We start from the raw sequence: 20,477 nt of genomic DNA on the forward strand, positions 1-20,477 counted from the left end.
TTAATATTAGGATTTTTAATTCCCGCTGGTTCCACACTCAATTATTAACTCCTCAGTCTCATTTTTTTGGTTAATGACTAACGACTATTCCGATTTTTTGCCTCAACTGCGTGCCTCAACAGAGCAATTATTGAAAAGATTAGACTGCTTCGATCAAGCGCAGGTATTAGCGATCGGAGATTTGACCTTGGACGAGTTTCTTACCGGACAAGTAGAGCGAATTTCCCGCGAAGCACCTGTGTTGATTTTGCGCTACGAAAATACTCAGCAAGTACCCGGAGGTGGCGCAAATGCTGTCTATAATTTAGCCAAACTGGGAGGCAAAGTAAAAGTTGCTGGTTTGGTGGGAAAAGACGACCAGGGAAAGGCTTTGTGCAGTATTTTTGAGGCGGCGGGAATTGATACGGCTGGGATTTTAATCGATTCGCAGCGTCCAACTGTCACCAAAACTCGAATTTCCGGGCACGCGCGGCAGTCTGTGACTCAGCAAATTGTCCGAGTCGATCGCAAATCGGACGAGTTGCCGGATTTAGATTTGCAGTTGCAATTGGCAGACTACATCCGGCAGCAAATACCGACAGTAGATGCAGTGGTTTGTTCCGACTACGGCGACGGAGTTTTGACGAATTTGGCGATCGAATCGGCAGTGATTCCCGGCAAAACAATTGTAGACGCTCAAACAAATTTGCAGCGATATTCTGGAGCAATGCTGTTTACTCCGAACTTGCCAGAAGCCGAGCAAGCCGTCGGATATGCTATCAAAAACCCTCCAACTTTAATGCAAGCAGGACGGGATTTGTTGAACTTAACTCAAGCTCAAAAAATCCTGATTACTCGCGGCGAAGAAGGGATGACTTTGTTTGAAAGGGCGAACGGCGAAGAAATCAAAAATTCACCCCCTCCAACATCCATTTGTGAAAAGGGGGAATTTGCCATTCAAAGTTGGGACATTCCCCCTTTTAACAAGACTGATGTATTCGACGTAACCGGTGCTGGAGATACAGTTGTAGCAGCAATGACTTTAGCTTTGTGCGTTGGTGCATCTGGTTGGGAAGCGGCAGTTTTGGGCAATTTGGCGGCTAGTATTGTCGTGCGTCAATTCGGTACGGCGACAACAACCGTAGAGGAGATGAAAGAAGCTTTGAAAGCAATGATTGATGACTAATTATTGGTGATTGGTAATTGGTAATGGGGAATGGGGAATTGGTTATTTGTTATTTGTGATTAGTTATTGGTTATGGGTTATGGATTATTAGTTACTCGTTACCCATGCCCCATGTCCCATGCCCATGCCCCATGCCCCATGCCCAATTCCCAATTCCCAATAACTACTTACTCTTTTTCAAAATTTGTCCCTTGTCATCAATTGTCAAACCGCTATTGGGAAAATCGCTCTTTGTCAAACGGTCAATCAACCCCACAGTCCTAAAATTGTTATCAACAGACGGAACCCCTCGCCCGTCAAGTTGGATGGGGATAATCTTACCAGAAATAAAATCCCCTTGCGGAGTCATTTTCACATCCAAAATTAGAGATTGACCGAGTGCTCCTGCTGTGGACAAAGTGCGATAACCCAAAAAATTTCCCAGCGAATAAGCAATCAATTTACCTTTATAAAGCTCCATAGCTCTGGTAACGTGCGGGCCATGGCCCAAAATCAGATCGGCTCCCGCATCAATCATCGTCCGCGAAAACAAAACCATATTTCCCCGGTTTTCTCCGTAAAATAATTCGTTTTTATTTTTCACATTCAGAGCCCCAGTTCCTTCAGCTCCGGCATGAACGGATATCACTACAATATCAGCATTTTGCTTCGCTTTTTTGACAACTTCGGCTCCCGCTTTCATTTCCAGCAAGGAATTGTGAACTTCGCCGTAGTTGCTGAAACCGATAAATGCAAAATTCACACCCTTGACATTTTGATAAACAATTTGATCTCTTTTACCAACAGCCTTCATGCCGTTGCTGTCGATGTTTTTAATCGTGTCCTTAAATCCCTGCTCGTTAAAATCGTAAGAGTGATTGTTGGCAACATTCAAAATATCAAAACCAACATCTTTGAAGATTTTGGCATAACTCGGAGGCGTCCGAAAGGCAACCAGCATTCGTCCGCCGCCTGCTTTGGAACTGTAAGGATAATCGGTCATTGTGCTTTCAAAATTGCCAAACAGAATATCAGCTCCTTTGAGGTACGGTTTTACCGACTCTAATAACATCTCTTTTTTTGCCGGCAGTTTGTTGTAGGGATAATTTGTGCCGGGAACCATGTCGCCAACTGCTTTGATGCTGACAGTTGCCGACACAATGGCAGGTTTTTTTGCAGCTTGGGAGGGCGATTGTGGAGCTGGAAGGGGTTTGGCTGCGGGTGCAGGTTCGGGTGTCGAGATCACTTTTTGTTCCGCAGGCTTTGACGTGAGAGGGTTATTAGTAGCGGTGGTTGAGGATTTGTAAAATTGAGAAGCCAGAACAAAGCCGGATATCGGCACCAGAATTAGACTCAGAGCACCGATTGACAGCCCAGATTTTTTAGTTTTAGTGCGGGCTAACTCTGGCTGTGGTGATGGTTTTTGCTGCCGTTGATTTGTGGGTTTGGGAGTGGGAATTTTAGGGGGTGTGGGCGGGGATTTTTCGGGTGTTTGAGTCGGCGCAGTTATGACATTTTGAGTTTTTTCTAGCTTGGGCAAAGCCACAGGAATTGGGGAAGCTGGTACACGCGCGGCAGCGGCTGCACTCGCAGCTACTGCGGCATTCACGGCAACTAATGCACTCACGGGTTCGGAAGTCAAGCGTTTTTTTAATTCTACCGTCTGAGTCCAAGCGGGTAATTGCTGGCCGCCCTGCCGCCCGTAAATTGTTACTGAGTAAAGGTTATTTGGTTGCAGCCGCTGCAACCCTTTGACTGCGACTCGAAGACAGGCTTCTTCTGCGGGCAATTGTTCTGCTTCCAGGAGCAGGTGCAGGGTGTCATTTTCCCGGCTGGCTTTAGCCGTGACGCCGAAGCTTTGGAGTGCTTGGCCGATCAGAAATGCGATCGCCCTGGCATCGCCTTCTTTTGCTAAATTTAAAATATCTTGTTGGCTCACAAATGCCTCTACTCTCTCACACTAGAAATTTAGCTCGATCTTATATCAAATTTGGTGGCGCAGGATGAAATACCGATTGATTTAACTTAAGTAAGTGGGTAAAAATAAACAGAACGTGGGGAGAAGGCGCGTGCGTGAAACGGTATACTCGCTCTCACTATAGCTCCTAACTAAATCCGACCCTATTTTTACAAAATAGTATGATTTTTGGCGCTTGCTTGCTGAATACAATATTTCCTAACGGTTATCTTAGCCGATCGCCCAAACACTTCTATCCGGCATAATTGCCCCCTTCAAATTAATATCGGTCAAATCAGCGCTCTCTTTCTTACAGCATTTGTGGTAAATAAAACTGGTTTGTGAGCGTCGAGAGTGCGTCCTGGAATGTACTGAAAATATGCGGTTTAGCAGCGAATAATTAACGAAAAAACCCGGTTTCTCGTTTCCAGTGCCAATCCCCCTGTCCGACTTGCGCCCAAATTAAGACAAAAACGATCGACCCACAGGCTCGGAAGCTTGTTAAACTCTTGGTCATGCCACGCTATGGGTGAGAAATCGACAGCGAGCAACAATCGTCTGCTAGCGCCCCAGGCTCTGCACGTAGCTGAGGCTCCGCTTGCTGAGGTTAGCTGCAATCAACTTTCTGGATGCCGCTGCTTTACCCGCAGCCGCCGATGTAGTAGTTCGTTTTAAACTAATTATTTAAAGGAGTTGCACGTCAATGACACAATTGTGCTGATGAGCTCTGGCTCGGTGCCCTCTCAAACCCGGGTTTTTCGCGAGTCTGGTGCTATTTGTGAGTTAGTTGAGCCCATAGCAGCTAGGATCGAGCTAACTCCTGGTTACACTAAAGCTCGTCATGCGGCGTTGCCTCTCAAAACCCCGATTGAGTCTTATGGCGCATTACCGCTCCTTTGTATGTTTTTTCACCTGCATTGCCTGTTTGGGCGCTGCGTTCAGTCCAAGTGCGGACGGAAAGCACCAGGCTCTGAATGCCTCCTACCGGGCTGTTTCCCCAGAAATTGCTCAGGCGAACTCTCCCCCGGACGATCGCCAGGACTCCAAGCCTCTCAAATCGTCTCCAGCGCCCAATAAAAACAAATCTAAGCTGTCCACAACGTCAAAATCCAATTCCAAAATCCCGAAACCGATATCCAATTTCATCGTCATTTTGTCTCGCCAGCGGGGGTTGTTAATGTTGGGTTTGGCAGCAGTTGTCGTCACGGCAGCGGCAGTATTTATCATGCTCAAATTAGTTAGCAGTGACGAGTCAAATTATTCTAAGCGAAGACGGGGAAGATTTGATCGCCACAACCACAGAAACTCTCAATTTACTAATCCCGATTCTCCTACAAACTCGCACGCAATTACACAGCAAGAGGCTTCTTTTGGGCTATCAAAACCGCTGTCAGCCTTGCCCTACTCTTTGGATTTGCCAAAAGACTACAGTATAGAGAACAGCGATCGACCTTTACCTTTTATCAGGGAATCCGGGGAACCCGAATCCCAGGATGCAGCAGTCGAGGGCGATCGAATTCATTCCGACACCTCGCCTTTGGACACTCACAGCAATGGGTACAGCGACACAGGTTTCAACATTCCCGAAACAACTAATCAAGGCGATTCCCTAGCGAGTCGCAAGAAAGATATTTCCCTTCCCGAAACGGATGGTAGACCTAAAGTTGATATTATTGAAGCACTGATTGAAGATTTGCAGCACCTAAATCCGGCAAAGAGGGGCAAAGCAATTTGGGAACTAGGTCAGCGGGGAGATTCCAGAGCAGTTGAGCCGTTGCTCGATTTGCTACCAAATTCCGACTCGAAGCAGTACAGTTTAATTTTGGCAAGTCTCTCGGAAATTGGCATTCGCACGCTCAAACCCATGAATAATGCGTGGTCAATTTCGCTGCAAAATGAAAATCCCGAAGTGCGTAAAAATGCAATTCGCGACTTGACGCGGATTTATGAATTGGTGAATCAAATCAGTTACTTGTTGCACCGTGCGACGGACGATCCCGATCCAGAAGTTCAGGAAACTGCTCGCTGGGCAATCAATCAGTTGAATCGCATCCGTCCGCGTTCTGGGAGGGATTGATAAATCTAGCAATTTTCACGTAATTTGAGATGGGAAATTAGAGAGGGGAGAATTGAGAATTTAGATTAGGTTAGAATTAAGGACTACTGATTAATGACTAATAACTATTTAAAACTATTGTTCCTGTCAACTTCGGTCGGTCAACTAGGTTCAGGGTTGGGTGGCGGTGTCGAACTTACAGTCCTTAACATTGCTAAAGAATTGCAGAGTCGCGGTCATAAAATAGCAGTTGTAGCGCCGATAGGATCAGTCTTAGAATCAATTCCAGTAAGCGAAATAACGGGTGATTTGCAAGTAACCGCCCAAACACAAGATTACAATGATCCTATTGTGATGCCCGCAGATTCTGTGCTGGCGAATATGTGGGAATATGCTCGCCAAGTTCAGGATGAATGGGATGTGATTGTTAATTTTGCCTACGATTGGCTGCCGTTTTATTTGACACCATTTTTTAGGACTCCGATCGCACATTTGATCAGCATGGGCTCCCTTTCTGCTGCCCTCGATCGCATCGCCGGACAAACCGCAGTCCAGTTTCCTGGTACGATCGGAGTTCACACCGCTTCTCAAGCCAAAACATTCGCCTTTGCCGATGAATGTCAGTTGTTGGGAAATGGCATAGATTTATCCCTGTACGAATTTTGCAACCAACCGCAGTCTAAATTAGCTTGGCTAGGCCGCATCGCCCCGGAAAAAGGCTTAGAAGATGCAGTAGCAGCAGCGAAAATTACAGGCATTCCCCTGAAAATTATGGGCAAAATGCAAGATGAGGATTATTGGCAAAAAATTTGTGCAGATTACCCGGATGCTCCGGTAGAATATTTAGGGTTTCTGACAACAACCCAAATGCAAGAGCAAGTCCGTCAGTGCCGAGCATTGTTGATGACACCACGTTGGGTGGAAGCTTTCGGAAATGTCGCCATCGAGGCTTTAGCGTGCGGTGTGCCCGTGATTGCTTACGAGCGCGGGGGGCCGGCGGAAATTGTTAGAGACGGACTGACGGGCTTTTTAGTGGAGCCTGATAGTGTAAATGGCTTGGTAGGTGCGATCGCCCGCTTAGACCAAATTGACCGCAGCGCTTGCAGGCGACAAGCAGAGGTAGAATATTCTTTAGCAGCTTTGGGCGATCGTTGTGAACACTGGTTCAAATCTATCACTGCTAGTAGGGTGCGTCAGTAATAATACTGGCTAATTTTTAGAAACATTCGCTCGCTGATGCGCCTTACAAGTTTATTGAACAGCAATTCAACTCTCTTCTAAAATTGAGTTACATAAACTCTTAATCGATCACCAAAAAAGAAACCTGAAAAAACTATGGCAACCGAACGTTTAGTGCTTTTATCCAGTAGAGAAATAGAAAAAATGCGCCAAGCAGGCCGTTTAGCGGCCGAACTTCTGCTACATCTCGAACCGATGGTTAAACCGGGAGTAAGCACTCTCGAAATTAACGACGAAGCCGAACGCTGGACATTGGCACACGGAGCAAAAAGCGCTCCGCTAGGCTATAAAGGATTTCCAAAATCTCTGTGTGCAAGCGTCAATGAAGTAGTCTGTCACGGCATCCCCAATGCGAAACAAATCCTTAAAGAAGGTGACATTATTAATATTGATGTAACGCCTTTAGTAGATGGTTATCATGGCGATACTTCCAAGACTTTTTTTGTCGGGAAACCTTCACCTGTCGCTAAAAAGTTAGTTGAAGTAACGGAGGAATGTCTCAGAAGAGGAATTGCTGAAGTTAAACCGGGTGCTCGTACTGGGGACATCGGTGCAGCGATTCAAGAATATGCTGAAGCACAGGGTTTTTCGGTAGTGCGAAATTTTGCCGGGCACGGGGTTCACCGAGTCTTTCATACTGAACCGGAAATTCTGCACTACGGCAAACGGGGCACGGGAAAGAAGCTCAGACAAGGCATGGTTTTTACGATCGAGCCGATGATTAATGAAGGCACTTGGGAAGTGGAAATTCTCGCCGATGGTTGGACATCTATCACCAAGGATGGAAAGCTTTCGGCTCAATTCGAACACACGTTAGCTGTGACTGATTCTGGGGTGGAAATTCTGACTTTGCCTTAGCAATCATTAACAAACAATCTGAAAAACTCACTCCTAAATCAATAATTAACCCTATCCCGTAGGGGCGGGTTTCACCGACAATATCTAACGATTATCAACAATCTAGATAAACCCGCCCCGCCACAACCGATAACCCACATCAACCTTAAATTTGCATCGAATCCGAAATGTAGGTTTGTATTTATGGGTGGGTGGGGACGGGTTTGCGAGATTGTCTGTTTCAGTCAGAAATTGTCTGTAAAACCCGCCCTACGAAATTACGATCGATTCACCAAACGCGATCTAACTAATAACTAATAACTAATAACTAATAACTAATGAATAACATAAAATTTCTGCAACCAGGAGATTTGCTCATGGTAATTGCTCCTAGTGGCACTTTGCGAGAATTAAGTACCTTTGAACGCGGTGTAGAAATTTGGAAATCCCGCGGCTATCGAATTGAATTAACACCGGGTTTTGACGATCGCTGGGGCTATTTGGCCGGTTCCGACGAAAACCGCGTCAGACAGCTCGCAGATGCCCTAAATGACCCTGATTGTCGCGGTATTCTCTGTGTTCGAGGCGGTTTCGGCAGCACTCGACTTTTGGAAAAAGGAAATGTGGCAGAAGCAAAAAATGCCCAATCACCAATTCCCGATGCCCCATGCCCCATGCCCCATGCCCGATTCCCCATGCCCGATTCCCATTCGCCGAAATGGTTAATCGGCTTTTCAGATATTACTGCTTTGCTGTGGAATCAGGCTAAATTGGGCGTTTGGGGCGTTCACGGGCCGATGCTGACAACTTTGGCTGCGGAACCGGATTGGTCTGTCGATCGACTTTTTGACTGCATCGAAGGTCGTCCCTTACAATCTTTGCAAGGTAAAGGATGGGGCGGCGGACAAGCCACCGGGCGGCTGTTTCCTGCGAATCTGACGGTGGCTTCTCATTTGCTCGGAACCCCGTATCAACCGGATTTGACCGGGGTTATTCTCGCATTTGAAGATGTTTCAGAGGCTCCGTACAGGGTCGATCGAATGCTGACTTTGTGGCGGATGGCGGGGGCTTTCGCTGGGGTGCGGGGCATTGCTTTGGGGCGCTTCAGCCGCTGCGAGATTGACCCGAGTATTCCCAGTTTTAGCATTGAAGAGGTTTTGCGCGATCGGCTGGGGGACTTGAATATTCCCATAGTCTCGGATTTGCCCTTCGGCCACGAGGGCGTTAACGCTGCTTTACCTATGGGAATTACAGCTTGTCTCGACGCCGCATCGGGATTGCTGATTTGCGGCGATAAATCGCAACTTTAGATTAGGGATCAACGTCTGTAACTTTAGCTTGAGATTTTGCACCCGCTAAAAAGTCTGGTTGGGTGAGGTTGACACGGTTGGCAGAAATTACATTTAAAATGGATTGTGTATGCAAATGTCGGCACAAAAAAAGCAAAAAGATTTTAAATTTTTCGAGAGGTTGATATGAAAGCACACAACTTGTTAAACAGTATTGCTGCCGCATTCCTAGTTACAGGATTGGCACTTACGAGCATTTCCTCTAGTGCGGTTGGCGAACAGATACAGAATAACGATCGCATAGATGGAGTAATTCGCCGCACTTCCCCCATCTACCGTTTCCGGAATATGTGGGTTCCGGGTTCTCCGACGGAAGAATTGCGCGGTCAAGAATACACATTCAGCGCGAGGGAAGGCGACAACATTGAAGTGTTTTTAGATACAGAGAGAAGTCGCGGTTTTACTCCGGTCATGGTGCTGTTTTATGGGAACAACAAACAAGTCGCTTTTACGCAAGACCGTTCTTTTAATTATCAAATTCCACGTAGTGGCGATTACAAGCTTTTAGTGTTAACGAAAGATGCTGCCAGGGGCGGTAATTACACGCTGGAAGTTTCGGGAATTGATGGGGGCGACAGACGATCGAGAAATTCGCGGGACGACAGGCAAGACAGTGGCCGATATGACAGATCCCAGCTTTTGCAAGATGATTTTGGCTTGCGATCAATCAACTGTAGCGAGAGACGTTCTATGGTGAGAGTAAGGTTTGACGATGGTAATCAAGATTCAACTTACTGCGCTGTCCCGACTAGAAACTTTCCGGCGGGAGATTATTACTACAATTCACGGACTAGAGATTTAGACTCGGCGAGGCGGAATGATAGTAGATTCGATGCGGGCCCAGATCAATGTCGGGTAGTGGTGGGCGGAGTTTGTGTGACGAGGTAAGTAGGTCAAACTGTAGCGCGGGCAAAGAAACCCGGTTTCTTCGTAGAAACCCGGTTTCTTTGCCTATACACAAGATTTATACCAGTCCTTTATATACAGTCGATCTCTGGCCCTCGCCTCACTTTCTTTGGCCATGACAAAATACACATTTGTACACACAACGATTTTGTCGAAAAGGACGATCGCACAGTGGTAAGCTACCAAAGGCATTGAAATATCTAAGGTAGAGAAAAGTTAAAATGTCGGCATTAAATGAAGTTCCCTTGTTGTTGCGGGCAGCCCGTGGCGAAACCCTAGACCGCCCGCCCGTGTGGATGATGCGTCAAGCCGGCCGCTACATGAAGGCTTATCGAGATTTGCGAGAAAAGTATCCCTCGTTTCGCGAACGTTCCGAAATTCCCGAAGTTGCGATCGAAGTTTCCCTCCAGCCGTGGCGCGCGTTTCAACCCGACGGCGTAATTCTGTTTTCCGATATTGTCACCCCCATGCCCGGTTTGGGCATCGACATGGACATCGCCGAAGGCAAAGGCCCGATTATCCACGCACCCATCCGCACTCAGCAGCAAATCGACAACCTGCAACCGCTGAACCCGGAAGAAAGCTTGCCGTTTATCAAAACCATCCTCAAATCCCTGCGCGAAGAAGTCGGCAACAAATCCACCGTGCTCGGTTTTGTGGGCGCGCCGTGGACGCTGGCGGCCTATGCGGTTGAGGGCAAAGGTTCTAAGGATTATGCGATTATCAAAAACATGGCATTTTCCGATCCCACTTTACTGCATCAGTTGCTGTCGAAATTCGCCGATGCGATCGCCGTTTACGTGCGCTATCAAATCGACGGCGGCGCGCAAGTAGTGCAAATGTTCGACTCCTGGGCCGGCCAACTCTCCCCGCAGGACTACGACACCTTCGCTCTACCTTACCAGAAACAAGTATTCGAGCAAGTCAAAAAAACCCATCCCGACACCCCGCTAATTCTGTTAGTCACCGGTAGCGCCGGCCTCCTCGAACGCATGACAACATCCGGCGCCGATATCATTAGCGTCGATTGGACTGTTGACATGGCCGACGCGCGCCGACGTTTGGGCCCGAATATGAACGTTCAGGGAAATCTCGATCCAGGCGTGTTATTTGGTTCTCAACCGTTTATTCGCGATCGAATTCTTGATACAATTCGCAAAGCCGGTCATCGCGGACACATCCTCAATTTGGGACACGGCGTGTTACCGGGAACTCCCGAAGATAACGTGCGTTTCTTCTTTGAAACCGCAAAACAAGCAGACAAATTGCTTGCAGTTGCTGCTTGATTTGATTTCGATTGTAGAATCCGATCGAATCCGGTTAATTGCACCTGATATTTGTAGGGAGAGGGCAATGCCCATTGGTGTCAACTTAACGTAAAACCGACCGTCTCTTTTGTTTGTATCAAAGTCTCGATCCCCCCTAACCCCCCTTAATAAGGGGGGGACAGGAAGCACTCAAAGTCCCCCTTGTTAAGGGGGATTTAGGGGGATCGAGACAGCGTTAAAAGCGAAATTTATCAGGGTTCCAGTCTTAAGTTGACACCAATACGTATTGCCGTCTCCCGACCGTCGAAAAAGATTATATAATCCGATCGAATCCGGTTAATTGCACCTGATATTTGTAGGGAGAGGGCAATGCCCATTGGTGTCAACTTAACGTAAAACCGACCGTCTCTTTTGTTTGTATCAAAGTCTCGATCCCCCCTAACCCCCCTTAATAAGGGGGGGACAGGAAGCACTCAAAGTCCCCCTTCTTAAGGGGGATTTAGGGGGATCTGGACTCGAATAAAAGCGATATTCCTTCTGGACTTTAGGCTTAAGTTGATACTAATAGGTCTTGCCGTGTCCCTACCGTTGAAAAAGCGTCGAATCCTTCCCTCTTCTCCTGCGGCAAAATGAACTCCAAAAAAATTTTTGTGACGGGTGCAAGTGGCTGTATCGGTCACTACATGGCCGAAACTTTGATTCAAGAAACAAACCACGAACTTTACCTCTTAGTTCGCAACCCCGAAAAATTAAAATTTGACTGGAAAGCCCGCCCCGGCATCCATATATTACAAGGCGATATGCGAGATATCGATCGACACGCCGAACTTCTGCAAACAATTAATGTCGCAATTTTAGCTGCCACTGCTTGGGGAGGAACTCAAGAAGTGTTTGACGTTAACGTAACGAAAACTCTCCGGCTAATTCAACTACTTTCGCCACAGACTTGCCAGCAAGTAATTTATTTTTCAACTGCCAGCATTCTCGGTCGAGACAACAATTTGCTCAAAGAAGCCGGGGAACTGGGAACAGATTATATTCGCTCAAAATACAACTGCATGGTGCATTTGTCAGCCTTGAAAAATGTGCCTCCGATTACCGCACTTTATCCGACATTAGTATTGGGAGGAGACGCAGAAAAACCAGTATCTCACTTGTCATCTGGCCTGCCACTTGTCGCAAAATGGATTGGTTTAATTCGCTGGTTTAAGGCAGATGGAAGTTTTCACTTCATCCACGGTGCAGATATTGCCAAAGTAGTTAATTATTTAGTTGAGCATCCGCCTGCTTCCGAGGAACCGCGACATTTTGTGCTAGGAAATCCGGCGATTACAGCTAACGAAGTGGTAGAACAAGCTTGCCAACATTTGAATAAAAAAATATTTTTTCGGATTACTCTTTCAGCTTGGCTAGCCAATTTCTTTATTTGGCTGTTCCGAATTCAGGTGGCTGCTTGGGATAGATTTTGCATCAGCTACCGCCATTTTACCTATCAAAATCTTGTGAATCCCGAAAGCATAGGAATGCCAAGTTACTGTGGCACAGTGGCCGATATGTTAAGAACTAGCGGGATTCCCGGCAAAGATTCAAATTAGGCCAGAAGGAAGAGGGAAGTTCGGCAACGGATTATGTAACGGATGTAACGGATGTAACGGATGTCAGGAAGAAGGAAGAGGTTCGAGGGAAGAAGGAATGGGCACCAAACGAGTAATGTAGGGTGATTCGTGTGCACAAAACGACTAATTTACTGTTTCAAGTTCTTTTTTGCCTTAATCCCATGCTTTTTAAATGCGATTATCGTCAATTAAGGGTCAAATACGATAAGATATCAGCATTTGCAAACTTTAACAGGGAACTGCAAGCTAAAAATTGCGCTCATTTTGTTTGTCTTAGGGGGTGTCACCCCTCGCCAGATATTCGATCAAGTGCAAGATCGTAATTTTAGCATTAACATTAAGTCTTGAGAGTCGATCGAACTTTCAAACACGCCAGCCAGATCGCAAGTTGTTTACTGATGTGAGGTTTAACATATAATGCGAGTTCTCCTAGTTTATCCCCTGTTTCCGAAAACATTTTGGTCTTACGAGAAAATCCTAGAATTAGTCGATCGTAAAGTGCTGCTGCCACCGCTGGGTTTGGTAACAGTAGCAGCTATTTTACCTCAAGAATGGGAATTTAAGTTAGTCGATCGCAATATCAGACAAATCACCGAAGCAGAATGGGAATGGGCAGAGCTCGTTATTCTCTCGGCAATGATTGTCCAAAAAGAAGATTTGCTAGACATCATTCGCGAAGCAAAACGGCGCGGTAAATCCGTAGCTTGTGGTGGCCCCTACCCGACTTCCGTACCAGAAGAACCTCAAGCAGCCGGCATAGATTACCTGATTCTCGACGAAGGCGAAATCACCTTGCCGATGTTCGTCGAAGCAATAGGGCGTGGCGAAAAAAGCGGAATATATCGATCGGACGGCGTAAAACCTGATGTTACCACAACCCCAGTCCCCCGCTTCGATTTGCTTGAATTAGACGCCTACGACTCGATGTCGATTCAATTTTCCAGAGGCTGTCCTTTCCAGTGCGAATTCTGCGACATCATCGTCCTATACGGTCGCAAACCCCGCACCAAAAACCCCCAACAACTGATAGCAGAATTAGACTATCTCTACAACTTGGGCTGGCGGCGCGGCGTGTTCATGGTAGACGACAACTTTATCGGCAACAAACGCAGCGTCAAACTGTTGCTAAAAGACTTAAAAGTCTGGCAAGAGGAACACAAATTCCCGTTTACTTTCAACACCGAAGCATCCATCGATTTAGCCCAAGACCAAGAATTGATGGAGATGATGGTAGCTTGCAATTTCAATGCAGTGTTTCTGGGAATTGAAACTCCCGATGAAGAAAGCTTGCAAATGACCAAGAAATTCCAGAATACCCGCAATTCCCTGATAGAATCAGTAGAGTTGATTGCGAAAACTGGTTTGCGAGTAATGGCCGGATTTATCATTGGATTCGACGGCGAAAAACCCGGTGCCGGTCAGCGCATTGTAGACTTTGCCGAAGCCGCAGCAATTCCGAGCACAACCTTTGGAATGCTCCAAGCTTTGCCTCATACTGCATTGTCCCACAGACTCGCAAAAGAAGGGCGGTTGCGCGACAAATCGGGCAACCTCAACCAGACTACCTTGATGAACTTCATTCCCACGCGGCCGCTAGAAGATATCGCGAGGGAATATGTTCAAGCATTTTCTGATGTGTACGATGCTGAGAAATATTTAGACCGCACCTATCGCCACTTCTTGATGCTGGGTGCACCTACAGCAAATATACCTGCAAGAGTTCCCAGTTGGATAGACTTGCGAGCACTGCTAACTGTGGTTTGGCGACAAGGAGTAAAGCGCAGCACTCGCTGGAAGTTCTGGCATCATTTGTTCAGCATTCTCAAGCGGAATCCTGCGGTTTGGGATCATTATTTGACTGTGTGTGCTCACAACGAGCATTTTCTGGAATACCGTCAGATTGTGCGGGATGAAATTGAAGCTCAATTAGCTGACTTTTTGGCTAATGAGTCTCAGACAGTATATCAAGAACCTGTTGCTGTTGAGGAAAAGCAAGTGCAAGCGGTTTAGGGTTGGAGAATTAAATCGCCGATGAACGCAGGTAAACGCAGATGAATCTAAGATTGTCTGCGTTTATTTTGTTGATTTAATCTCGTTTCCAGTCAGAGCCGGGAAATGTCATATCCCGTGGCTCTGCCGCCTCTTGAGAGCAGGCGAGAGAGCCTCCCGATAGGTATTCCCAGTCTCGGAGCGCGAAGGTAAAATACTACTATTGGCGGCATCAGTTATTTCGGCAGATAGAGGCGCGATCGCTCGCAAATATGAAAACCTAATTACAAGCTCAAAAATATCAAAATAGCGATCGCCCTCAACTCGCCATGTTAGGAACAAATCAACTCAGAACAGCCGCTCTCTTAGGACTCCTCAGCGGCCTTCTCGTTTTAGGAAGTTATTATTTAATCGGCAACGAGCAAGGACTTTACATCGGTTTAGCGCTAGCCGCCTTCTCAAGTTTTAGCTCTTGGTACTATTCCGACACGGCCGCTTTAATGGCTTACCGCGCTCAGCCGATCGCCCGCAGCGAAGCTCCCGAAATCTACGATATAGTAGCATCGCTGAGCGAAAAAGCCCAAATTCCGGTGCCGAAAATATTTCTAGTTCCCACTCAATCTCCCAACGCTTTCGCCACAGGAAGAGACCCAGAACACGCGACAATAGCAGTTACTGAAGGCATCATCAAGCTGCTTTCCCGCGAAGAATTGGAAGGCGTTTTAGCGCACGAACTCACCCACATCCGCAACCGCGACACCCTCACTCAAGCAGTTGCAGGAACCATTGCTGGTGCTATTACATTTGTCGGGCGAATTCTGACTTTTGGAGCGCTTTACGGCCCGGTAACGCGGGATAGCAGACAAGGCGCGAATCCGTTTGGTTTGTTGTTTTTAATCATTTTAGCACCGCTATCAGCAACCGTAATTCAATTGGCGATTTCTCGGACGAGGGAATTTGCAGCCGACAGCGGTGCGGTGGAAATTACCAATAACCCGATCGGTTTAGCAAACGCCCTGCAAAAATTAGAGAAAATGGGTCATGAAATTCCGATGCACGGCAATCCTGCGATGTCGCCGCTACTGATTGTGAATCCTTTTTCGACTAAAGGTTTGCAGTCACTTTTCCGCACTCACCCGCCGACAGAGGAGCGGATTCAACGCCTTTTGGAAATCGCGCAGCAGCAGCAGCAAGGTACTCCCGTTATGGCCTACGTGCCCGGAATTTAATCGTCGAAAATGCAGCAACAATATTTAGAAACCCGGTTGTTTGAAGCAGCCGGGTTTCTGTATGTTTGTAATGGTAACTGTAGGGAGCGACTAATTAGATAGGTAGGGGCGATCGCTAGTATAAAACTTTGGCCTTTTTCATGACCAAACTCGCTGAATTGGATAAGCATCAAAAGCCTCATCGCGACTCATCAAAACCAGCGAATGATTCATGGTCTGTGCTACCAGAATACGATCGAAGGGATCTCGATGATGCAGAGGAAGACCTGCGTAAATCTCAGTGTCTTCAACTGTAATTGGTAGAATTTGAGCGTTAATGTATTGCAATTCCTTGGGCAGGTCTTCAAATGGTCGATTCAGTTGAAGCTTACCGACATTAATTTTAATAGAGATTTCCCACAGGCTGGCAATACTAAAATATAAACCTGTTTTAGTATCGATCGCTTCTTTTGCTTTACTACCTAGATTAGAATCGCCAAGCAAATACCACAGAAAGGCATGAGTATCTAAAAGGGATTCCATGTTACATATATTCCTTTAAATCTTCCAGCGGTTCATCGAAATCATCAGACATAACGATCTGGCCGGCCCAACTACCATAACCATGAGGTTGTTCAATTTGTTCGGGAGATGATTCTGTTGTGGCGTGTTTTTCAAGTAGATATTTTGCATAATGCAATATCTCTTGTTTGAGAGAGTCTGGCATCTTGACGACAGTTTGAAAAATCTCTAGATCGATAGTCATGATTTCTGTACAATTTTTACTATGTCATATTCACCAATTATACTGTAATGGCAGTCAGAAGGTATTTGGTGCGAAGGGAGAGCGCTCTGTGATTGCTCTCCCTTAATACGATTACTTGCGATCGCACAAACCCGGGTTTGTCTGTTGGCCCTTGTCTATTTCAGTCGGCTCATCTTTCTGCACGGCTGTCAGGATTTGAAAGCACAGCTTGAGCAGAAACAGTAATCCGCCTGCTGTTGGATGGCACAAAGTTGCAAAGCCAAGCACCGCAAATTCACTTATTTTCAGCTATTACGAAAAAGTTAATGCGAAAATTGTACCAAACCCGTGTCATAGAAGAACAAAAGATTAAGACCTCACTACAAAAGGAACGCTACCGCGCATCGGCTCCGAAGGCTTCTGCTTGAAAGTTTAGGATTTAAGACATATCAAAAACGCAGATGATTTGGAATCATCTGCGTTCATCTGCGGTTTAATTAAACCCTATTAAACTGAAGCCGCAACCTTATCTAAAGGCCGCACTTGACGGAGGAATTCGCGAAGTGCGTCACCTTCCACCACCTCAGTTTCCAACAGTTTCTGCGTAATTGTTTCCAACAATTCTCGATTTGCTTTCAGAATATCCAAAGCTTGCTGGTGTGCAGTTTCGACAATTTCCTTCACTTCTTGGTCGATCGCCTCAGCAGTTTGAGCACTTACCGCACGGCGGGCATTTCCCATACCGTCGTTGAGGAACATTGATTGTTGACCTCGATCGTAAGCTAGAGGCCCCAAAACCTTACTCATCCCGTAAGTTGTCACCATCCGTTCAGCTAAATCAGTCGCCCTTTGCAAATCATTTGAAGCGCCAGTAGTAATGCTACCAAACACCACTTCCTCAGCCGATCGCCCGCCCAACAAAGTCGCAATTTGACCCCGCAATTCCGACTCATCCAACAAGAAACGGTCTTCAGTCGGTAACTGCAAAGTATAACCCAAAGCAGCCATACCGCGAGGGACGATCGAGATTTTGGCAACTTCGCCATTACCCGTCATCAGAGCACCCACCATTGCGTGGCCGACTTCGTGATAAGCAACGATGGTTTTCTCCTTTTCATTGAGCACGCGGCTTTTCTTTTCTAAGCCCGCCACAATGCGTTCGATCGCCTCTGCAAAGTCTTCCTGCGCCACAGTTAAGCGCCGGTTGCGGGCCGCCAACAAAGCAGCTTCATTCACCAAATTTGCCAAATCTGCGCCCGAAAAACCGGGGGTGCGAGTGGCGATCACCTTCAAGTTAATATCCGGGCCCAACTTCACTTTTTGAGCGTGAATGTTCAAAATTTCTTCGCGACCAGATAAATCTGGGCGATCGACTAAAACTTGGCGATCGAAACGACCAGGGCGCAACAAAGCAGCATCCAAACTTTCCGGGCGGTTAGTTGCAGCCAGCACAATTACCGTAGTATTGCCCGCCGCAAAACCATCCATTTCAGTTAATAATTGATTGAGAGTTTGTTCGCGTTCATCGTTCCCACCGAAGCTAGCGTTACTGCTACGAGATTTGCCGATCGCGTCCAATTCATCAATGAAAATAATACAAGGAGCCTGTTTTTTAGCCTGCTCGAATAAATCTCTAACTCTTGCAGAACCAACACCTACAAACAGTTCCACAAACTCCGAACCCGAGATGCTAAAAAACGGCACGCCTGCTTCACCAGCCACTGCTTTTGCTAACAGCGTTTTGCCAGTTCCCGGAGGCCCGACTAACAGTACGCCTTTCGGAATTCTCGCACCAATTGCCGTAAATCTGTCGGGAGTTTTCAGGAATTCAACAACTTCGACTAATTCAGTTTTAGCCTCTTCTACTCCAGCCACATCAGCAAAAGTAATTTTCGCCGATTCGCCTTCTACATAGACCTTAGCTTTGCTTTTGCCGATCGACAGTGCACCCTGCGGCCCGCCACCCTGCCTGTTCATGAAAAATTGAAAAATCGCCACAAAAATCAGTGGCGGAACCACCCAGCTTAAAACACTGCCGATCCAGCCATTTTTAGCCGGCGGAGTCGCCGCAAATTCAACGCCTTTTTCTTGTAAAAGTTTAGGCAATTCCAGGTCAAAAATTGGCGTAGTGGAGAGCACTTGACCGGGTTTGTCGCCTTCGCCTTTGAGTTGGTAGCGAATTTCATTTTGACCTACCGAAGCTCGTACTACATCTTGTTCTTGCACTTGATGGACGAACAAGCTGTAAGGCACTTGCGGAATTTGGGGGCCGAACAAATTCGGTAAAAAGATGTTTGCCAGCAAAAACAAACTTGAGAGCAATAACAAGACATTGCTAATTTGTCGAAAACGAGGTGGTTGGGGCTGGTCTTTAATGGCCATTGATAACTGTCATCCTTTGATTTAAAGCACTTTTATTCATCTATTTTCTCATCAAATACCCCCACACTGTTAAGCGGATTTCCTCACTCTATCGGTCGGTTAACCCGGTAGCACGGATTGGCTATTCTTAACAAGGTTATTTTTACGAACCGCGAAGACCCTAATGACACGAAGGAAGAGAAGAGAAGAGCGTTATAGTATGTAGGGTGCGCCGAAGCTCATCTGAGCTTTATGCAGCTTCGGGGTTTAACTGAATCATTTCCCAAGTAGTATAAGTGCCGATCGCACCCCAAATCGCGTAAGGCAAAAGTAACAAAGCCGCGGTTTGAGAAATCGGCAAAACAGCCAACGTCAGCACAACTCCCAAAATCTCCCCAGCCCCTCCCAAAATTGTCCCTACTTTGAGACTTTTGGCTCTGAGAGTAGCAGGAATATAAGCAACGGTGACAATTTCTAAAAGCAAGTAGAAAGCCATCAGCACCCATGTTTTAAGGCTCCCTGGCTCCTGTTCCCACACGAAAGTAGCGCTGCCGGCCCCGCAAGCAAAAATTACCGTCCAAATTAACGGAATAGCAGGCTCAAAAAACATCCAATCCGGTCTTTGAAGTTTGACGGCCCAGTTAATATCGCGGAGTTTAAAAAACAGAGTGCCGAAGGCGACTGAGAAAGTCACGCCGCCGATAATCATCCAAGATTCAATCATGGTTTTCAACTTTCCAATTGCTCGATCGCTCATTAAGTCGATCGTGCCAAATTACCCTCCAACTTATATCGGCCTTTAGCATGAAGTTTTGTGAAGGCCGATGCAATTATCGCTGATCCCCCGACACATTCTTAGCAAACTCATCGCGTCCAGACACCAAATTAGCCGGAACGCCGTTAGGATAATTTTGTGCGATTAAAGCTTGCAACTTTTCAACTCGGTTTTCAGGATTCGGGTGAGAACTCAAAAACTCCGGCGGCGCTTCGCCGTTCCTAGAAGCACCGAGAATTTGCATCACCTCAACAATACCTCTAGGATCGTAACCCGCTTCGGTCATAAACCGAAAACCTAGCCGATCGCTCTCAAGTTCATCCGCTCTACCGTACCGCAAACCGACAACTTGATTAACAGCTTGAGCAATTAATGCTGCCTGCTGGCCGCCCCCGCGATCGTCGCTAGTAGCCACCCCAACCGCCGTTACCAAAGACCTGCCTAACTGCTGTTTTGCCAAGTGTTCCGCAGCGTGGCGCGCCACAACGTGACCGCTTTCGTGCCCCAGTACAGCAGCCAACTGAGCCTCGGAATTCAGCCGCCGCAGCAGCCCCGCAGTAATGAAAACTTGTCCCCCCGGTAAAGCAAAAGCATTCACAGTTTCGGGGTCTCGCAGCACGTGGAATTCAAACGGATAACCCGCTTGTTTCGCGGTCGAACCGTTGACAACTCGTTTTCCTACTTGATCGACATACTGCTGAATACTCTGGCTAGGATAAAGCCCCCCGTACTGGGCGGCCATTTTATCTCGCGCCTGCAATCCCAAAACAATCTCTTGGCGGGGAGAAAGCTGCACGCGCTGTTTCTCTCCAGTTACCGGATTTTGTACGTCGTTTGTAAAATAGGTGATTGCCCCAAAAAATGCCATTAATAGCCCGATCGCTGCTCTAAATAAAAATGTGTTCACAGGCTTTTACCTAAAAAGTTTCGCGAGTACATTATCAACCTGGGAGTTACCTCGACATCTGTCTGAAGTATTAATAATGGAATATTGTGGTAGCAATTATTGCAGGACTTCTGAACAAGG

At 46.8% G+C, this 20,477-nt stretch carries 17 protein-coding genes; 10 read left to right on the plus strand and 7 right to left on the minus strand.

What is annotated here, in order from left to right:
- Nucleotides 1-73 precede the first annotated feature (73 nt).
- Nucleotides 74-1,165: a PfkB family carbohydrate kinase gene (locus tag QT994_RS07195; RefSeq protein WP_333172945.1), complete on the plus strand. Its 1,092-nt coding sequence runs from the start codon at nt 74-76 to the stop codon at nt 1,163-1,165.
- A gap of 163 nt (nt 1,166-1,328) precedes the next feature.
- Here the strand turns inward: QT994_RS07195 and QT994_RS07200 are convergent, their stop codons facing one another.
- Entirely contained in the window at nt 1,329-3,083 is a 1,755-nt protein-coding gene (locus QT994_RS07200) for a CapA family protein (RefSeq protein ID WP_333172947.1), read from the minus strand.
- An 895-nt stretch (nt 3,084-3,978) separates the two neighbouring features.
- On the opposite strand from QT994_RS07200, the gene QT994_RS07205 reads away from it, so the two are divergent.
- The 9 genes from QT994_RS07205 to QT994_RS07245 all read left to right on the plus strand — a co-directional run bounded on the left by QT994_RS07205 (nt 3,979) and on the right by QT994_RS07245 (nt 15,590).
- Nucleotides 3,979-5,178 carry a HEAT repeat domain-containing protein gene (locus tag QT994_RS07205; protein WP_333172950.1) on the plus strand — a complete coding sequence of 400 codons (1,200 nt, stop codon included), beginning with the start codon at nt 3,979-3,981 and terminating at the stop codon, nt 5,176-5,178.
- 93 nt (nt 5,179-5,271) lie between these two features.
- The gene (locus QT994_RS07210; RefSeq protein ID WP_333172952.1) at nt 5,272-6,357 is read left to right on the plus strand and encodes a glycosyltransferase family 4 protein; all 1,086 of its coding nucleotides are present in this window, start codon (nt 5,272-5,274) and stop codon (nt 6,355-6,357) included.
- 135 nt (nt 6,358-6,492) lie between these two features.
- The gene (map, locus tag QT994_RS07215) at nt 6,493-7,254 is read left to right on the plus strand and encodes a type I methionyl aminopeptidase (protein WP_333046484.1); all 762 of its coding nucleotides are present in this window, start codon (nt 6,493-6,495) and stop codon (nt 7,252-7,254) included.
- A 317-nt stretch (nt 7,255-7,571) separates the two neighbouring features.
- Nucleotides 7,572-8,543, plus strand: coding sequence for an LD-carboxypeptidase (locus tag QT994_RS07220; RefSeq protein WP_333172955.1), 972 nt, complete (start codon nt 7,572-7,574; stop codon nt 8,541-8,543).
- 165 nt (nt 8,544-8,708) lie between these two features.
- The gene (locus QT994_RS07225) at nt 8,709-9,470 is read left to right on the plus strand and encodes a hypothetical protein (protein ID WP_333172958.1); all 762 of its coding nucleotides are present in this window, start codon (nt 8,709-8,711) and stop codon (nt 9,468-9,470) included.
- A 239-nt stretch (nt 9,471-9,709) separates the two neighbouring features.
- Nucleotides 9,710-10,774, plus strand: coding sequence for a uroporphyrinogen decarboxylase (gene hemE, locus QT994_RS07230; protein ID WP_333172961.1), 1,065 nt, complete (start codon nt 9,710-9,712; stop codon nt 10,772-10,774).
- 611 nt (nt 10,775-11,385) lie between these two features.
- Complete coding sequence (locus tag QT994_RS07235) at nt 11,386-12,351, plus strand: NAD(P)-dependent oxidoreductase (protein ID WP_333172963.1); 966 nt, start codon at nt 11,386-11,388, stop codon at nt 12,349-12,351.
- 438 nt (nt 12,352-12,789) lie between these two features.
- Nucleotides 12,790-14,382, plus strand: coding sequence for a B12-binding domain-containing radical SAM protein (locus QT994_RS07240; protein ID WP_333046493.1), 1,593 nt, complete (start codon nt 12,790-12,792; stop codon nt 14,380-14,382).
- 308 nt (nt 14,383-14,690) lie between these two features.
- Entirely contained in the window at nt 14,691-15,590 is a 900-nt protein-coding gene (locus tag QT994_RS07245) for a M48 family metalloprotease (protein WP_333172966.1), read from the plus strand.
- A 138-nt stretch (nt 15,591-15,728) separates the two neighbouring features.
- Here the strand turns inward: QT994_RS07245 and QT994_RS07250 are convergent, their stop codons facing one another.
- From QT994_RS07250 to QT994_RS07275, 6 genes are all read right to left on the minus strand, one after another.
- A complete protein-coding gene (locus tag QT994_RS07250) occupies nt 15,729-16,112 on the minus strand; it encodes a type II toxin-antitoxin system VapC family toxin (RefSeq protein ID WP_333172968.1) in 384 nt (127 codons plus the stop codon).
- Nucleotide 16,113: 1 nt separating this feature from the next.
- Complete coding sequence (gene vapB / locus QT994_RS07255; protein ID WP_333172970.1) at nt 16,114-16,335, minus strand: type II toxin-antitoxin system VapB family antitoxin; 222 nt, start codon at nt 16,333-16,335, stop codon at nt 16,114-16,116.
- 111 nt (nt 16,336-16,446) lie between these two features.
- The gene (locus QT994_RS07260) at nt 16,447-16,602 is read right to left on the minus strand and encodes a hypothetical protein (RefSeq protein ID WP_333172973.1); all 156 of its coding nucleotides are present in this window, start codon (nt 16,600-16,602) and stop codon (nt 16,447-16,449) included.
- A gap of 219 nt (nt 16,603-16,821) precedes the next feature.
- A complete protein-coding gene (ftsH4, locus tag QT994_RS07265; RefSeq protein ID WP_333172976.1) occupies nt 16,822-18,696 on the minus strand; it encodes an ATP-dependent zinc metalloprotease FtsH4 in 1,875 nt (624 codons plus the stop codon).
- A 229-nt stretch (nt 18,697-18,925) separates the two neighbouring features.
- Nucleotides 18,926-19,399: a TspO/MBR family protein gene (locus tag QT994_RS07270; RefSeq protein WP_333172978.1), complete on the minus strand. Its 474-nt coding sequence runs from the start codon at nt 19,397-19,399 to the stop codon at nt 18,926-18,928.
- 106 nt (nt 19,400-19,505) lie between these two features.
- The gene (locus tag QT994_RS07275) at nt 19,506-20,357 is read right to left on the minus strand and encodes a M48 family metalloprotease (RefSeq protein ID WP_333172981.1); all 852 of its coding nucleotides are present in this window, start codon (nt 20,355-20,357) and stop codon (nt 19,506-19,508) included.
- Between the last annotated feature and the right edge of the window lie 120 nt (nt 20,358-20,477).

It is taken from the genome of Microcoleus sp. S13_B4, assembly GCF_036700885.1.
Taxonomy (GTDB): Bacteria; Cyanobacteriota; Cyanobacteriia; order Cyanobacteriales; family Microcoleaceae; genus Microcoleus.

Excerpts from the sequence above, each read along its gene's own strand:
- QT994_RS07195 (WP_333172945.1), top strand. The coding sequence starts at position 74 with ATGACTAACGACTATTCCGATTTTTTGCCTCAACTGCGTGCCTCAACA.
- QT994_RS07205 (WP_333172950.1), top strand. The coding sequence starts at position 3,979 with ATGGCGCATTACCGCTCCTTTGTATGTTTTTTCACCTGCATTGCCTGT.
- QT994_RS07210 (WP_333172952.1), top strand. The coding sequence starts at position 5,272 with ATGACTAATAACTATTTAAAACTATTGTTCCTGTCAACTTCGGTCGGT.
- map (WP_333046484.1), top strand. The coding sequence starts at position 6,493 with ATGGCAACCGAACGTTTAGTGCTTTTATCCAGTAGAGAAATAGAAAAA.
- QT994_RS07220 (WP_333172955.1), top strand. The coding sequence starts at position 7,572 with ATGAATAACATAAAATTTCTGCAACCAGGAGATTTGCTCATGGTAATT.
- QT994_RS07225 (WP_333172958.1), top strand. The coding sequence starts at position 8,709 with ATGAAAGCACACAACTTGTTAAACAGTATTGCTGCCGCATTCCTAGTT.
- hemE (WP_333172961.1), top strand. The coding sequence starts at position 9,710 with ATGTCGGCATTAAATGAAGTTCCCTTGTTGTTGCGGGCAGCCCGTGGC.
- QT994_RS07235 (WP_333172963.1), top strand. The coding sequence starts at position 11,386 with ATGAACTCCAAAAAAATTTTTGTGACGGGTGCAAGTGGCTGTATCGGT.
- QT994_RS07240 (WP_333046493.1), top strand. The coding sequence starts at position 12,790 with ATGCGAGTTCTCCTAGTTTATCCCCTGTTTCCGAAAACATTTTGGTCT.
- QT994_RS07245 (WP_333172966.1), top strand. The coding sequence starts at position 14,691 with ATGTTAGGAACAAATCAACTCAGAACAGCCGCTCTCTTAGGACTCCTC.
- QT994_RS07250 (WP_333172968.1), bottom strand. The coding sequence starts at position 16,112 with ATGGAATCCCTTTTAGATACTCATGCCTTTCTGTGGTATTTGCTTGGC.
- vapB (WP_333172970.1), bottom strand. The coding sequence starts at position 16,335 with ATGACTATCGATCTAGAGATTTTTCAAACTGTCGTCAAGATGCCAGAC.
- ftsH4 (WP_333172976.1), bottom strand. The coding sequence starts at position 18,696 with ATGGCCATTAAAGACCAGCCCCAACCACCTCGTTTTCGACAAATTAGC.
- QT994_RS07270 (WP_333172978.1), bottom strand. The coding sequence starts at position 19,399 with ATGATTGAATCTTGGATGATTATCGGCGGCGTGACTTTCTCAGTCGCC.